At 67.0% G+C, this 15,261-nt stretch carries 16 protein-coding genes; 10 read left to right on the top strand and 6 right to left on the bottom strand.

The window, feature by feature from the left end; genetic code table 11:
- Nucleotides 1-13 precede the first annotated feature (13 nt).
- The 7 genes from glmU (at nt 14) to pth (ending at nt 5,867) form a co-directional block, all read left to right on the top strand.
- A complete protein-coding gene (gene glmU, locus ACGFK1_RS09150; RefSeq protein ID WP_393427954.1) occupies nt 14-1,477 on the top strand; it encodes a bifunctional UDP-N-acetylglucosamine diphosphorylase/glucosamine-1-phosphate N-acetyltransferase GlmU in 1,464 nt (487 codons plus the stop codon).
- Nucleotides 1,478-1,551: 74 nt separating this feature from the next.
- Complete coding sequence (locus tag ACGFK1_RS09145; protein ID WP_393427953.1) at nt 1,552-2,532, top strand: ribose-phosphate diphosphokinase; 981 nt, start codon at nt 1,552-1,554, stop codon at nt 2,530-2,532.
- Complete coding sequence (arsC, locus tag ACGFK1_RS09140) at nt 2,533-2,874, top strand: arsenate reductase (glutaredoxin) (RefSeq protein WP_393427952.1); 342 nt, start codon at nt 2,533-2,535, stop codon at nt 2,872-2,874.
- The gene (locus ACGFK1_RS09135) at nt 2,871-3,518 is read left to right on the top strand and encodes an LpqN/LpqT family lipoprotein (RefSeq protein ID WP_393427951.1); all 648 of its coding nucleotides are present in this window, start codon (nt 2,871-2,873) and stop codon (nt 3,516-3,518) included. Before arsC ends, ACGFK1_RS09135 begins: the two co-directional genes overlap by 4 nt.
- 83 nt (nt 3,519-3,601) lie before the next feature.
- Nucleotides 3,602-4,471, top strand: coding sequence for an oxidoreductase (locus ACGFK1_RS09130; protein WP_393427950.1), 870 nt, complete (start codon nt 3,602-3,604; stop codon nt 4,469-4,471).
- A 136-nt stretch (nt 4,472-4,607) separates the two neighbouring features.
- Nucleotides 4,608-5,276, top strand: a complete 669-nt coding sequence (locus tag ACGFK1_RS09125; protein ID WP_393427949.1) for a 50S ribosomal protein L25/general stress protein Ctc — start codon at nt 4,608-4,610, stop codon at nt 5,274-5,276.
- Between the two features lie 12 nt (nt 5,277-5,288).
- Nucleotides 5,289-5,867 (top strand): aminoacyl-tRNA hydrolase, encoded by a 579-nt coding sequence (gene pth / locus ACGFK1_RS09120; protein WP_393427948.1) that lies wholly within the window; start codon nt 5,289-5,291, stop codon nt 5,865-5,867.
- Here pth and ACGFK1_RS09115 read toward each other — a convergent pair whose 3' ends face one another.
- Together ACGFK1_RS09115 and ACGFK1_RS09110 are read right to left on the bottom strand one after the other, a co-directional pair.
- Complete coding sequence (locus ACGFK1_RS09115) at nt 5,868-6,629, bottom strand: cutinase family protein (RefSeq protein WP_393427947.1); 762 nt, start codon at nt 6,627-6,629, stop codon at nt 5,868-5,870.
- Nucleotides 6,630-6,707: 78 nt separating this feature from the next.
- Entirely contained in the window at nt 6,708-7,742 is a 1,035-nt protein-coding gene (locus ACGFK1_RS09110) for an epoxyqueuosine reductase (RefSeq protein WP_393427946.1), read from the bottom strand.
- Nucleotides 7,743-7,856: 114 nt separating this feature from the next.
- On the opposite strand from ACGFK1_RS09110, the gene ACGFK1_RS09105 reads away from it, so the two are divergent.
- The gene (locus ACGFK1_RS09105) at nt 7,857-8,393 is read left to right on the top strand and encodes a DUF6611 family protein (RefSeq protein ID WP_393427945.1); all 537 of its coding nucleotides are present in this window, start codon (nt 7,857-7,859) and stop codon (nt 8,391-8,393) included.
- A gap of 189 nt (nt 8,394-8,582) precedes the next feature.
- The gene (locus ACGFK1_RS09100) at nt 8,583-8,912 is read left to right on the top strand and encodes a hypothetical protein (protein WP_393427944.1); all 330 of its coding nucleotides are present in this window, start codon (nt 8,583-8,585) and stop codon (nt 8,910-8,912) included.
- On the opposite strand, the gene ACGFK1_RS09095 is transcribed toward ACGFK1_RS09100, so the two are convergent.
- Together ACGFK1_RS09095 and ACGFK1_RS09090 are read right to left on the bottom strand one after the other, a co-directional pair.
- Nucleotides 8,909-9,757 (bottom strand): ABC transporter permease, encoded by an 849-nt coding sequence (locus tag ACGFK1_RS09095; protein ID WP_393427943.1) that lies wholly within the window; start codon nt 9,755-9,757, stop codon nt 8,909-8,911. The two genes, ACGFK1_RS09100 and ACGFK1_RS09095, sit on opposite strands and share 4 nt — an antisense overlap.
- Nucleotides 9,754-10,704, bottom strand: a complete 951-nt coding sequence (locus ACGFK1_RS09090) for an ATP-binding cassette domain-containing protein (protein WP_393427942.1) — start codon at nt 10,702-10,704, stop codon at nt 9,754-9,756. The genes ACGFK1_RS09095 and ACGFK1_RS09090 overlap by 4 nt, the downstream gene beginning before the upstream one ends.
- 99 nt (nt 10,705-10,803) lie before the next feature.
- On the opposite strand from ACGFK1_RS09090, the gene ACGFK1_RS09085 reads away from it, so the two are divergent.
- Nucleotides 10,804-12,228: a lipase maturation factor family protein gene (locus ACGFK1_RS09085; RefSeq protein WP_393427941.1), complete on the top strand. Its 1,425-nt coding sequence runs from the start codon at nt 10,804-10,806 to the stop codon at nt 12,226-12,228.
- 44 nt (nt 12,229-12,272) lie between these two features.
- On the opposite strand, the gene ACGFK1_RS09080 is transcribed toward ACGFK1_RS09085, so the two are convergent.
- Together ACGFK1_RS09080 and ACGFK1_RS09075 are read right to left on the bottom strand one after the other, a co-directional pair.
- A complete protein-coding gene (locus tag ACGFK1_RS09080) occupies nt 12,273-13,907 on the bottom strand; it encodes a fatty acyl-AMP ligase (protein ID WP_393427940.1) in 1,635 nt (544 codons plus the stop codon).
- Nucleotides 13,908-14,219: 312 nt separating this feature from the next.
- A complete protein-coding gene (locus ACGFK1_RS09075; protein ID WP_393427939.1) occupies nt 14,220-15,194 on the bottom strand; it encodes a 4-(cytidine 5'-diphospho)-2-C-methyl-D-erythritol kinase in 975 nt (324 codons plus the stop codon).
- Nucleotides 15,195-15,261: the final 67 nt, after the last annotated feature.

Below are 15,261 nucleotides of genomic sequence, written 5' to 3'. Positions count from 1 at the left end.
CGGAAGGAAACGCATGTCCGACGTGCAAGGTGAGGCCGCCGTCCTGGTCCTAGCGGCCGGGGCGGGCACTCGCATGCGCTCGGACACCCCGAAGGTGCTGCACACGCTGGCCGGGCGCAGCATGCTCGCGCACGCGCTGCATTCGGTGGCCAAGGCCGCACCAGGGCATCTCGTGGTGCTGCTCGGCCATGACCGCGAGCGCATCACCCCCGCCGTGGCCGCCCTGGCCGACGAACTGGGCCGCCCGATCCAGGTGGCGGTGCAGGAAGAGCAACTGGGCACCGGCCACGCGGTGCGCTGCGCGCTGTCGGCCCTCCCCGACGACTACGCGGGCGTCGTCGTGGTGACCTACGGCGATGTGCCGCTGCTGGACGCCGACACCCTCGCGGGACTGATTGCCGCGCATCGAGCCGAGTCGGCCGCGGTGACCGTGCTGACCACGACGCTGCCCGACCCCACCGGCTACGGCCGGGTGATCAGGACGCAGAACGGCGAGGTGACCGCAATCGTCGAGCAGGCCGACGCCAGCCCGTCGCAACTGGCCATCCACGAGATCAACGCGGGCGTCTACGCGTTCGACGCCGCGGCGCTGCGTTCCGCGCTCGGCAAGCTGCAGCCGCACAACGCGCAGCAGGAGCTGTACCTGACCGACGTGATTTCGATCGTCCGCTCCGACGGCCAGAGTGTGCGGGCCGTGCATGTCGACGATTCGACGTTGGTCGCGGGCGTCAACGACCGGGTGCAGCTGTCCGACCTGGCGGCCGAGCTGAACCGGCGCATCGTCGCCACGCATCAGCGCGCGGGTGTGACGATCATGGATCCGGCCACCACGTGGATCGACGTCGACGTGACGATCGGCAGGGACACCGCGATTCAGCCCGGCACGCAGCTGCTCGGCAGCACCCGCATCGGCGCGCAGTGCATCGTCGGGCCGGACACCACGCTGACCGACGTCACCGTCGGGGACCGCGTCTCGGTGGTGCGCACTCACGGCGGGCAGTCGGTGATCGGCGACGGCGCGGTGGTCGGGCCGTTCGCGTATCTGCGGCCGGGCACGGTGCTGGGCGCCGACGGCAAGCTCGGCGCGTTCGTCGAGACCAAGAACGCGACGATCGGCACCGGCACCAAGGTGCCGCACCTGACGTACGTCGGCGACGCCGACATCGGCGAGCACAGCAACATCGGGTGTTCGAGCGTGTTCGTCAACTACGACGGCGAGAACAAGAACCGCACCACGATTGGTTCACATGTGCGGGCGGGCTCCGACACGATGTTCGTCGCGCCGGTCACCGTCGGCGACGGCGCCTACACCGGCGCGGGCACGGTGGTGCGTGAGGATGTGCCGCCGGGTGCACTGGCCGTGTCGGCGGGCCCACAGCGCAACATCGAGGGCTGGGTGTTGCGTAAACGCCCGGATTCCGCCTCAGCCAGAGCAGCGCGCAAAGCGCGTGAGGACGACGCCGCCGAACCGTCGTAAGCCGGTTGCCAGTCGTTAGCCGTCCGGCAACCCGTACGATTAGGCCGTAACGATCCCCGAACAATGAGGGCACCGTGGGTACCGAGTGGACCGATAACCGCAAGAATCTGATGCTCTTCTCGGGTCGCGCGCACCCCGAACTGGCCGAGCAGGTGGCCAAGGAACTCGACACTCCTGTCACCGCGCAGACCGCGCGGGACTTCGCCAACGGCGAGATCTTCGTTCGCTTCGAGGAATCCGTGCGTGGCTGCGACGCGTTCGTGCTGCAGAGCCATCCCTGGCCGCTGAATCAGTGGCTGATGGAACAGCTGATCATGATCGACGCGTTGAAGCGTGGCAGCGCCAAGCGGATCACCGCGATCCTGCCGTTCTATCCGTACGCGCGGCAGGACAAGAAGCACCGCGGCCGCGAACCGATCTCCGCGCGACTGGTCGCCGATCTACTCAAGACGGCTGGCGCTGACCGCATCGTGTCGGTCGACCTGCACACCGACCAGATCCAGGGTTTCTTCGACGGCCCCGTCGACCACATGCGCGCGCAGAAGCTGCTGACCGGGTACATCGCCGAGAACTATTCCGACCACGACATGGTGGTCGTGTCCCCCGACTCGGGCCGGGTGCGCGTCGCGGAGAAGTGGGCGGACTCGCTTGGCGGCGTTCCGCTGGCGTTCATTCACAAGACCCGCGACCCGCTGGTGCCCAACCAGGTGGTGTCCAATCGTGTGGTCGGCGACGTGCGCGGGAAGACCTGCATCCTCACCGACGACATGATCGACACCGGCGGCACGATCGCCGGCGCAGTCAACCTGCTCAAGAAGGACGGCGCCGGCGATGTCATCATCGCTGCGACACACGGGGTGCTGTCCGACCCGGCGCCGCAACGGCTGGCCGACTGCGGAGCGTGTGAGGTCATCGTCACCAACACCCTGCCGATCGGTGACGAGAAGCGGTTCCCGCAGCTGACGGTGCTGTCGATCGCACCACTGCTGGCCAACACCATTCGTGCCGTCTTCGACAACGGTTCGGTGACAAGCCTTTTCGACGGGTCGGCCTAGATGGCGTCGAGGATCTACCACAATCCCAAGTGCTCGACGTCACGTAAGACCCTGGAGCTGTTGCGGGACAACGGCGTCGAGCCCGAAGTGGTTCAGTATCTGAAGAACCCGCCGACGCGCGCCGAGTTGGTCGAGATGATCAAGGACGCGGGCATCGACGTCAGGACCGCGGTTCGCAAGAAGGAGTCCGTCTACCAGGAACTGGGGCTCGCCGACGCGTCCGACGACGAACTGCTCGACGCGATGGTCGAGCATCCGATCCTGATCGAGCGGCCGTTCGTCGTCACGCCGAAGGGCACCCGGCTGGCCAGGCCGATCGACGCCGTCCGAGAGATTCTGTGACCTTTCGGCACTGGGCCGCAATCGGTCTGGTGGTGGCGGCCGCATCGGGCTGCGGCGCGGAAAAAGTCGACTATCAATCGGTCTGGTCCACGTCGTCGAGCACCACGACTCCGTCGGCAACCGCATCGGCGCCGGTGCCCATCGCTCAGTACCTAGAGGACGCGGGCGTCACCGGTGAGCCGGTCGCGCCGCAACAGCTCACCGACCTGACGGTGACGATGCCGGCGCCGAAAGGCTGGCAGCAGTACAACAATCCGAACATGGCGCCGGGGACGCAGATGATCGCCAAGGGCGACACCTACCCCACCGCGACGCTGATCGTGTTCAAACTCAAGGGCGACTTCGACGTCAACGAGGCCATCAAACACGGCTACGTCGACGCTGAGTTGTCGCAGAACTTCCGGCGGCTCAACGCCTCGACCGACAACTGGCACGGTTTCCCGTCGGCGATGATCGAGGGCAGCTACGACCTCAACGGCGCCCGCATGCACAGCTACAACCGGATCGTCATCCCGACCGGTGCGCCGCCCGCGAACCAGCGCTACCTGGTCCAGTTCACGGTCACCGGCTATGCGGAGAAGGCGGCCGAACAGGCGCCCGACATCGAAGCCGTCATCGAGGGCTTCGACGTCAAGGCCAAGTAGCGCCGAAATGCACGTTTTGCACAGAAAGTGCGAGAAGACGCATGCAAAACGTGCATTTCGCGGAGCGCACTAGGGTTAGCGGCATGACTGAGTGGACCGCCGCTGACCTGCCGTCGTTCGCCGGGCGCACCGTGATCGTCACCGGAGCCAACAGCGGACTCGGCCTGATCACCGCGCGCGAACTGGCCCGCGTCGGCGCGAAGACGATTCTGGCCGTACGCAATACCGCCAAGGGCGATCAAGCCGCCGCCACCATGACCGGCGACGTGGAGGTCCGCACGCTCGACCTGCAGGATCTGGCTTCGGTGCGGCGGTTCGCCGACGGCGTCGAGAGCGTCGACGTGCTCATCAACAATGCGGGCATCATGGCGGTCCCCTACGCGCAGACCGTCGACGGCTTCGAGAGCCAGATCGGCACCAACCATCTCGGCCACTTCGCGCTGACCAACCTGCTGCTGCCCAGGATCACCGACCGGGTGGTGGCGGTCGCGTCGATGATGCATCTGTTCGGCCGGATCAACCTCAGGGATCTGAACTGGAAGTCGCGGCCGTACCTGGCCTGGCCGGCCTACGGGCAGTCCAAGCTGGCGAACCTGCTGTTCACCCTGGAACTGCAGCGCCGCCTCGACGAAGCGGGGTCGAAGGTGAAGGCGCTCGTCGCGCATCCGGGGTATTCGGCGACCGAACTGCAGAAGCGCTCGGCAGGGCTGTTCGGCAGGGTGTTCCAGGCTGGTAATTCGCTGGTCGCGACGTCCGCCGACTTCGGGGCCCGCCAGACGTTGTACGCGGCTTCGCAGGATCTGCCGGGCAACACCTACGTGGGCCCGCGGTTTGCCATGTGGGGACCCACCGGGCCGACGCCGTTGCGCACCCCGCTTGCCCGCGACGCCAAGAAGGCGGCCGCGCTCTGGGAGCTGTCCGAGCAGCTCACGGACACCAAATTTGCTCTGTGATTTGGGCGTGAGCCGCTCCCCGCGCTAGCCTGGTTGGCGATCACGGCGAGGGTGGCCAGGCCACCGTTATCGACGCGAGCCTCTTTCAGTGGTGCGCCCTTGCTGTGCTGAGCACACGACACAGGAGCAAGACCACATGGCCAAGACTGCCACCAACAAGCTGACCGCCGCCGTCCGCACCGAGACGGGCAAGGGCGCGTCGCGACGGGCCCGCCGTTCAGGCAAGGTGCCCGCCGTGCTCTACGGCCACGGCAGCGACCCGCGCCACCTCGAACTCGACGGCCACGACTTCGCGGCGGTGCTGCGGCACTCCGGCGCCAACGCCGTGCTCACCCTCGACATCGAGGGCAATGAGCAGCTTGCGTTGACCAAGGCGCTGGACGTGCATCCGATTCGCCGCACCATTCAGCACGTCGACCTGCTCGTGGTGCGCCGCGGTGAGAAGGTGGCCGTCGAGGTCAACGTCCTCGTCGAGGGTGAGGCGGTGCCGGGCTCGCTGGTCACCCAGGACGCCAACACCATCACCGTCGAGGCGGACGTGCAATCGATTCCGGAGCACCTGACCATTTCGATCGAAGGCGCCGACATCGGTACGCAGTTCACCGCCGGTTCGATCACGCTGCCTTCGGGCGTCAACCTGGTGTCGGATCCGGAGACGCTGGTGGTCAACGTTGTCGCCGCGCCGACGGCCGAGGAACTCGAGGCCGAGGGTGCCGGCGAGGCAGCCGAGGGCGTCGAGGCCGAGCCTGCGGCCGAGGCCGCCGAGGGCGAAGCCGCAGAGGCGCCCGCCGAAGAGTCCGAGTAAGCGGGTTCGGGTATGGCCGAACCTCTTCTGGTGGTCGGCCTGGGCAACCCTGGACCGCAGTACGCGACGACGCGGCACAACCTGGGTTTCCTTGTCGCCGATATCCTTTCGGATCGCATTGGCTCGGGGTTCAAGGTGCACAAGAAGTCGGGTGCCGAGGTGGCGACGGGCCGCCTCGGCGGCCGGTCGGTCGTGTTGGCCAAGCCGCGCTGCTACATGAACGAGTCGGGCCGCCAGGTGGGACCGCTGGCCAAGTTCTACTCGGTGCCGCCCGCCGACATCGTGGTGATCCATGACGAACTCGACATCGACTTCGGCCGCATCAGGCTGAAGTTCGGCGGCGGGGCCGCGGGGCACAACGGCCTGCGTTCGGTGTCATCGGCTCTGGGCACGAACGACTTCCAACGAGTACGCATCGGCATCGGCCGCCCGCCCGGTCGTATGGAAGGCGCGGCATTCGTGTTGAGCAACTTCACCAACGCCGAATGGCGCGAGGTCCCCACCATATGTGAGCAGGCGGCCGACGCCACCGAACTGCTGGTCGCGCAAGGCCTCGAACCGGCGCAGAACACGGTCCACGCCTGGGGCTGATCAGCCCTGCGCGGCCAGCGTGCTGATCGGACCTTGCGGTGCGTTGATCCGGTCGGCGACGAATTGTGCTGCCTGCGTTGCCAATCCGGCCTGCACGTAGAGGCTGTGTGCGGGCACGTCGTCGCCGTTGGAGCAGACGGGATCCGCGCCGTTGCACAGGTCGATGGTCTTGGGGCCGTACACCGGGCTCAGCACGGTCAACGGGTTGCCGAGCAGTCGGATCGACGGGTTTCCGAACACCGCCACACCTGCGACGTGGTCAGCGACGTTCGCGGGCATGATCTGCGTGAACCCAAGGGTCGGCTGGTCGGCCACCGTGATCGCGTCTATGACCGCCGCGCCCTGCGAATAGCCACCCAACACGACCTTGGTGTCGGGGCAGGTGTTGGTGATGTTCTGCACGAAATTGCTGGCGTCGTTGGCGCCGTCGGCGGCCCGCAGAAAATCGCGGTTCGCGGGGTAATTGACGGCATAGACCGCGACGGACTTGCCCTTGACGAGGGGTCGCAATGCGTCGACGAACGCCTGGCCCACACGGCCTATCCCCTCCGGCTCGCCCGTGCCGCGCGCGAACACGACCTGGACGGCGGGACACGGATCCACCGCTGCCGAAGCCACCGCGGTCGTGCCGGAATTCACCACAGCGGGTGCGATCAGCGTCACACCCGAAAGCAAAACTGCCGCAACACACATCGCCAGCCGACGCAGCGGCGGGACGGTACCTGACTTGGCGCGAGACGCCGCCACATCGTTGATCTTCATGCACTGGCAAACGCCGCGTTGCCGCAGAAGCTTCCCGTTTCACCCAACAGGACAAGCGCGCGGCGGGCGCGGAGCGCGCTAGCGGCCTCGGATGCCGCTGTCGACGACCTTCACCTGCTTGTGCGGGTATCGGCGTTCGGCGTGCTCCTTGGCCGCCGAGTTGGGCAGCACGTAGAGCGTCTCCTTCTTGTCCTGAAGCGGCTTGAGCACCAGGTCCATGAACCCCTTGCGGTCGTCGAGGTAGGGCTCGATGACGTCCTCGCCTGCGGGGCACACCGCGAGGCAGTACGCGGCCTTGTAGTTCGCCTTGAACGACAGGCTCTGCCACATCGATGCGTTCTCGGAATCGCTGACGCGCGAACGGAACTCATCGGCCGACGAGCTGTCGGCGACGGTCTGCGCCCAATCCGTGAACCCACCCATGAACTCGCGGTAGTTGTGCACCGAGCAGGCGATGAAGTCGAACTCACCGTCCTTCTTGATCGCCCCGACCGGGCAGGCCGCCACACACAACTTGCACTCCAGACATGGCGAATAATCCAGCGGCTCACCGTAACTGCTCATCGGCGCGGCGACCACAATCGTGCCGAGCAGGATGAAGTTGCCGAATTTCGGATGGATGACGTTGCGATGAATGCCCATCACGCCGAGCCCGGCGGCCACCGCGACGGGCTTGTGCGCCACCACCCAGATCCGGCCGGGGTATCGGTCCATCTCCATCGGAAAGGACATCGACGGGTTGATCGCGCGATAACCGGCGTCCTGCAGCACGCGGGTGACGCGGTGCGCCGCTTCATTCATGATCTCGCCGCTGCGGTGGAACTCCTGGTTGGCCACGCTGCGCGCGGTCGAGCGGACATTGTCGCGGTTCATCTTGACGACCAGCGAGATGTAGCTCTGTGCGCCCGGCAACGCCGCGTCGACGTGCTCACGTTCGCCGGCCAGATCGGGATTCTCGACGCTCGCGAACGCGACGTCGTCGACCCCGGCCTCGAGGCACACCTGACGCAGCCAGTCCGCGTCGATGATCCCCGGCCTCGCGGGCGTGCGCGACCGCACCTTGCGAACCGTCGGGTGGTCGGCCAGCCGCGGGGGGATCTTCTCCACCGTCATACTGGGTATAGTACACACTACTTAGCTCAAGCACCCGTCAAGAGATCTGTCGCGGCCGTAAAGAAACTGTTCAGGCGCTACATCGTTGACGCGGGCGCGGGTACACCAGAAGGCATGACCGACATACGTACGGGCTCCGGCCTGCTACGCCGGGGATGGTCGAGGTTGCTCGACGGTGACCGTGCCTGGGGGTCGATGGAGATCCGTCCCGACCGCTTCGGCGTCACGCGGTACCGCCTGGTGGTATTCCCGCCCGGGATCACCGATACCGAACGGCGCTGGGTCCGGGTCGCTCGCGGTTGGCCGCTGTGGGGTGCGCTGGTGTGGGTGATCTGCGAGATCTTCCTCAACCAGGTGACCGGGCCGTGGACCGCGGTGTTCACGTCGACGGCGATCTATCTCGGGCTAGGGTTGGCCGCCACGATGCGAGCGGGCGATGCGCGCAGGCAGGTCAGGACGATCGGCGCGATGGTGATGGCGGGGCACCTCGATCCGGTGGCCTCCACACTTCATCACAACCTGGAAATCTTCGCCGGTGCATTGATGGAGGCCGACGAACTGCTCGCGCGTGGCGACATCTCGATGACGGAACACGAAGCGATCTGGTGGCGGGTGTACGACCAGATGTGCCAGCCCCACGTCGGCGCGTAGACCGGTTGCACTGGTACACATGGCTTTTCAACGATGCACGAGCGAATGCTGCCATATTCCTGCGAGGCGGCCCAGGTTTTCGCGCATGCGGTCAACGTGCCTTCACGCCGCCCTGCCGGTCGCTGATGACACTCTGTGCCTTGCACCGCAAGGGTTTTCGGCGCAACAACGCGCCGATAGTCTGCACTCATGATGCTTGGGATCAAACGCACCGCAGGACTGTTCCTGTCAGCAGCCGTTTTGACCGGTGGTGCCTCACCGGCGGTCGCGCTCGCCGACGGAGCGGTAGGGCCCGGCGGCGGTTGCAACCACAACGCAGGACCGAACGGCAGGGGTGACGTCACCGGTGGCGGCGGCGCCGTCGGAGGGGGCGGCACTGAGGGCACGACCGGGTTGGCGTCCGACGACGGATGCCCGAGCAGTATGAGCGCAGTCACCGGCGCGCGTGGACCCGCAGGCCCCTCGACCGACGCCTCGACCACCGGGCCGGACTCGCGTCCGCCCTCAGGTATCGGCTAGCCCCCGGTGCGCCGCGCGTAGGCCCGCAGGGCGAACGGCGCGAAGACGGCCGTCAGCGCCACCGACCACAGGACGGTGGCCAGGATCGGGTGATGTAACGGCAGTTGCGCGCTGTCCGGCGCCGGTCCGCCGTTGCCCCACAACTCGCGCATCGACTGCGCCAGAGACGACACCGGGTTCCACTCCGCGATCACCCGCAGCCAGTGTTGCATCGGCTCGGTGGGTGCAAAGGTGTTGGCCAGGAATGTGATTGGGAACAACACCGTGAACATCACGCCATTGACCGCCTCGACCGACCGCATGACCGAACCGATCAGGATGCCGAACCAGATCATCGCGAAGCCGAACACCAGGATCAGCAGGAACGCCAACGCGGCTTCGGCGACGCTGCCCCGGATCCGCCATCCGATGGCAAGGCCCGTCACCGCCATCACCACGACGCCGATCGACGAGTGCAACAGACTGGCCACGCTCCTGCCGATCAGCACCGACGACCGCGAGATCGGCAGCGATCGGAATCGGTCGATGATGCCCTTCTCGACATCGGCCGTGATGCCCGAAGCCACCACGAACGCGGTGAACACGATGGTCTGCGCCTGGATGCCCGGCAGCAGAAACTCCCGGTAGGACGCGCCGCCGCCCGTCGCGATCGACGCGCCGAACACGAACGCGAACAGCAGCACGAACATGATGGGCTGCACCGTCACGTCGCTGAGCATCTCCGGCATCCGTTTGGTGTGAATCATGTTGCGCTTCACCATGATCCACGACTGCTGCACGATGTTTGTGGGTCGGGTGCGGGCCGGCTGCAGCTGGATCCGGCTCGGTGATGCTGTTGTGGTCATGCCTCAACCTCTTCTTCGGTGCGGCGCCCGGTGAGCGACAGGAACACGTCGTCGAGGCTGGGCCGCGACAGCCCGATGTCGTCGACGTCGATGTCACTGTCCCGCAGCCATCCTGCGACGCGAACCATGTCGGCAAGTCCGTCGGCCGCCGCGGTCAACTGGCGGGCGCCCGCGTCAACGAACACCTCGGCGCCCGTCTTGGAGAGCAGTGCCTGCGCGGCGGGCAGATCGTCGGCGCGCGAGACGGTGACCACCAGGCTGGCGTTGCCTGCCTGCTGCTTGAGCTGCAACGGGGAACCCTCGGCGATGATGCGGCCCCTGTCGATCACCACGATGTTGTCGGCCAACTGATCGGCCTCCTCGAGATACTGCGTGGTCAGCAGCAGCGTGGTGCCGCCCCGCACCAAAGCCCGCAGCACGTCCCACAGGTCGCTGCGGCTGCGGGGATCCAGGCCCGTGGTCGGCTCGTCAAGGAACAGCACCGGCGGCGAGGCCAGCAGGCTGACCGCGAGGTCCAGCCGCCTGCGCATACCGCCCGAGTACGACTTGACCACCCGGTCCGCGGCGTCGGCGATCGAAAACTGCTCCAGCAGTTGGTCGCCCAGGCGCGTGAGCTCCCTGCGGCGGATGCCGTACAGTCCGCCGATCATCCGGATGTTCTCGCGTCCGGTGAGCAGTTCGTCGACGGTGGCCACCTGGCCCGTCAGACCCATGCTGCGGCGTACCTTGTCCGGTTCGCGGACAACGTCGTAACCGGCCACCCGGGCGGTGCCGCTGGTGGGCTCCGTCAGTGTGGTCATCATCCGCACCGTGGTGGTCTTGCCCGCGCCGTTGGGCCCGAGCAGGCCGAGCACGGTGCCCGGTGGCACCGCGAAGCTGACACCGTCGACGGCGGTGCTGTCGCCGAACGTCTTGACCAGTTCAATGGCCTCGATCGCGGGTGTCATGCTCCAGACCGTATCGGCGCGCACGGACACCCGGCCAATGGTTTGTTTCCGTGTCTCATTTGCCTACCTGGGGGTACAACTGTGTCAGGAGTACCCACAGTGAACGCGCAATGGTTCGTCGCATCCGACTATTGGCTGGCCAGGCAGATCCTCCAGCGCGGGATCGCGGTGGTCTACCTGATCGCATTCATCGGCGCCGTGCGGCAATATCGTGCGCTGATCGGGGAACACGGCATGCTGCCGGTGCCGCGGTTCGTGTCCCGGGTGTCGTTTCGGGTGGCGCCGAGCATCTTCCACCTGCACTACTCGGACCGGATGTTCGCCGTCGTCTGCTGGGTGGGCGCCGCGGTGTCGGCGGCGATCGTCGTCGGTGCGCTCGATGTGGTGCCGTTGTGGTCGACGATGCTGATCTGGCTGGTGCTGTGGGTGCTGTACCTGTCGATCGTCAACGTCGGCCAGCGGTGGTACGGATTCGGTTGGGAGTCATTGCTTTTGGAGGCCGGCCTGATCGCGGTCTTCCTGGGCAACGACGAGGTCGGGCCGCCGCTGCTGACGATACTGCTTGCCCGCTGGCTTTTGTTCCGGGTCGAGTTCGGTGCGGGTCTGATCAAGCTGCGCGGCGACCCGTGCTGGCGAGACCTGAGCTGTCTGGATTACCACCACGAGACCCAGCCGATGCCCGGCCCGCTGAGCTGGTTTTTCCATCATCTGCCCAAGCCGCTGCATCGGGTGGAGGTGGCGGGCAACCACTTCGCCCAATTGGTGGTGCCGTTCGCGCTGTTCGCGCCGCAACCGGTGGCAAGCGTGGCAGGCGCGATCGTGATCGTCACGCAACTGTGGCTGGTGTTGTCCGGCAACTTCGCCTGGCTGAACTGGCTGACGATCATTCTCGGCTGCAGCGCCATCGCCGTCCCCGACACGCACGCGCTGCCAAGCGCGCCGCTCTGGTTCTCCGCGCTGGTGGTCGCGTTCACCGCCGTGTCCGTCGTGCTGAGCTTCTGGCCGGTGCGAAACATGGTGTCGAGTCACCAGCGGATGAACGCGGCATTCAACCCGATCCACCTGATGAACACCTACGGCGCGTTCGGCACCATCGGCCGCACCCGCCTCGAGGTGGTGATCGAAGGCACCGACGACGCCGCAATCACCGAGCAGACGGTGTGGAGTGAGTACGGATTCAAGGGCAAACCCGGCGACCCGCGCCGGCTGCCCCGCCAATGGGCGCCCTACCATCTTCGGCTCGACTGGTTGATGTGGTTCGCCGCGCTGTCCCCACATTATGCGCGGGATTGGTTGGGGCCGTTCATCATTCGGCTGCTGCGCAATGATCCGCCGACGCTGCGGCTGCTGCGGCACAATCCGTTCCCCGAGTCGCCGCCACACTACGTGCGCGCCCAACTCTACGAATACCGGTTCACCACGTGGAGTGAATTAAGGCAGGAGCGTTTGTGGTGGCATCGCACCCTGGTGGGCGAGTTCCTGCCGCCCGTGCCGCGCGAACGTGCGCAGAATGCCCGCAAATAGCGGCGTGTCGGCGGGCAGACACGCACGCTCGCGGCAGTGGGGGGCTAGGTGACGAGCGAGACGGAGTTCGACCGGCGCAGCTTGCCCGACGGCGTCTTCGGAATGGTGCCCGGCCCCAGCACGACGACGTTGCGCGGCCGCACGTCGACCTCGCTGACCACCTCGTGCGCGACCTGGTGTTCGATGCGCCGCACCTCGGCCGGATCCTGCCAGGCGTTGGATTCGACGGCTACGGCGAAGGTCTCGCGTGAGTGTCCGGCATCCAGTCGCACGGCGACGGCGCAGCCCGGCCGCACCCCCCCGACCCGGCCTGCGGCCCGCTCGATGTCGGTCGGGTAGATGTTGCGGCCGGCCATGATGATGACGTCCTTGACGCGGCCGCAGACGATGATGTTGCCCTCTTCGGTGATGTAGCCGAGGTCGCCGGTGTCGTACCAGCCGTGCTCGTCCTGCGCGGGAATGAAGCCGCCCATGGTGATGTATCCGGGCGTCAGCGACTCGCCGCGCAGTTCGATGACGCCGACGCCGCGCGGTGGCATCACGTTGCCGTGCTCGTCGATGACGCGGGCCTCGAGATCCTTGAGCAGCGGCCCGAGCGAGGCCAGCCTGCGGGTGTTGCCCTTGGTGGCGGGCACCGCGCGGCGCAGCGCGGCAAGCAGGTCGGCGTCGACCTCGTCGACCACCAAACCGGCGTTGCACGGCGAGAACGACACCGCCAGCGTGGTCTCGGCCATGCCGTATGCGGGCAGGATCGCGTCGGGCCGCAGCCCGAACGGCTTGCCCGCGTCGAGCAGGTCCTCGACGTCGGCGGGCTCGACGGGCTCGGCGCCCGACAGCGCGAACCGCAGCGTCGACAGGTCGAACTCGCCGGGCTTGGCCTGGCGCCGCAGCCGCTTGGCGAACAGCGCGTAGGCGAAGTTGGGCGCCGCGGTCATGGTGCCCTTGTACTTGTCGATGAGCTTGGCCCACAGCAGGGTGTCGCGCAGGAAGTCCATCGGCGTGACCTTGACCAGTTCGGCGCCGAAGTACATCGGGATGGTGAGGAAGCCGACCATGCCCATGTCGTGGAAGCAGGGCAGCCAGCTGACCATGACGTCCTTGTCGACGTCGTACTGCGCGCCGATGAACATCGCCTCGGCGTTGGAGTGGATGTTGCGGTGCGTGATCTGCACGGCCTTCGGCGAGCCGGTCGAGCCGGACGTCAGCTGCATCAGCGCCAGATCGTCCTCGCCGACCTCGACGGGGTCGATCGGATCCGACGCGAGCAGGTCGGTGACCGTGAGGACCTTGATGCCCTTTTCCTCGAGCACGGGAATCGCGACCAGGAACGGCTCGGACACGATGACGGCCTTGGCCTCGATCATGCCGATGACGGTCATGGTGTCTTCGGCCCAGATGACCAGGTCGGTGCGCGGCGTCGGCTGATGCAGCATGGTCAGGCTGGCGCCACGCATCCACAGGCCCTGCGCCGTCGGGGCGATCTCGACAGGGAAACCGGCGAGCACGCCCACCGCATCACCGAGGCCGATGCCCGCCTTCGCGAGTCCGCCCGCGATGCAGCGCGCGCGCTCATGCACTTCACCCCAGGTGTGGCGGACGGGTTCGTGGGGTTCACCGGTGACCATGCCGCGGTTGCTCACCCGCGCGTTGTCGTACATCTTCTCGGTGAATCTGCTCACGCCAACCTCCTAGTGGGTCCCAGAGCAAATGCCTGGTTGTAATGCTCCCGCTGATAGAAGGCGCTTTCGCGTAGGCGCGCACACAATTTGGGAGCGGTTAGGTCTCGAATCGGGGTCTGCTCTATATATCTGAACGACCCACCACCGGGGTTACCGGTGGCTGAAAAGGTCGCGCCCGATTCCTGACCGCTAGCTTTCACCGCGGATCATCTTAAGCAACTCTTAAGTAGCCGCCAAACTGACGCGACAAATGAGGCGTGGGTCACATCGGGCCTTTCATCCACCGCGAGGGCCCGGCAACGCGAGCGCTACTCACACCGAGGTGGACGGCGCAGGCACCACGCGGGCTCCGTGCACCGGCCCGCTGGCCACCCGCACGGTGCGGCACACCCCGGCGCCCGCAAGTTGCGCCCCGACGTCGACGGCGTGCGATGCGGTCCTGCACAGGAAGGCACACGTCGGGCCCGAGCCCGACACGATCCCGGCCAGCGCACCGGCCTCCTCGCCTGCGCGCAGTGTGCGGCGCAGCCCTGGGTCGAGGCTCAGCGCGGCGGGCTGCAGGTCATTGCCGAGCACCGGCGCCAGATCTGCGGGCTCCCCCGACGCCAGCGCCGCCAGCAGCGGTTCCGGATCGTCGAGTCGCGGCGGCGCGGCACGGCCCGGGCCCGCGGTGTCGCGCAACCGGTCGAGTTCGGCGAACACCGCGGGCGTCGAGAGCCCGCCGTCGGCGAACGCCAGCACCCAATGGAACGTGCTGCGGGCCAGCACCGTGGCCAACTCTTCGCCGCGGCCGGTGCCCAGCGCCGTGCCGCCGTGCAGCGCGAACGGCACGTCGCTGCCCAGCTGGGCGGCCAACGCGTGCAGGTCGCGCCGCGGCACCCCCAACTCCCACAGCGTGTTCATGGCGACCAGCACCGCCGCGGCGTCGGCGCTGCCGCCTGCCATCCCGCCGGCGACGGGGATCGACTTGTCGATGGAGATCGCGACGTCCGGCGCCCGCCCGACGTGCTCGGCCATCAACTCGGCCGCCCGCCAGGCCAGGTTGCGCTCGTCGGCGGGCAGCGAGTCCACACCCTCGCCCGCCAGTTCGAGCGACAGCACGTCGGCGGTGCTGACTGTCACCTCGTCGAGCAGCGAGACGGCATGGAACACCGTGGTCAGCTCGTGGTAGCCGTCGTCGCGACGGTCCCCGACGGCCAGATACAGATTGACCTTGCCGGGCACGCGAACGGTAACCGTCCCGGTGGGAACCCACTCGGATGCGGTATTTCCGTCGGAGGCAGACACGGCACGACAGTAACGCCGCCGGTTGGTTCCGGCAGGCGAACCCACCCAGCAAAACCTACGCTGGACA

This window comes from Mycobacterium sp. NPDC048908, assembly GCF_043197955.1.
In the GTDB taxonomy this organism is placed as follows: Bacteria; Actinomycetota; Actinomycetes; order Mycobacteriales; family Mycobacteriaceae; genus Mycobacterium.
This window is presented reverse-complemented; position numbering and strand designations above follow the sequence as displayed.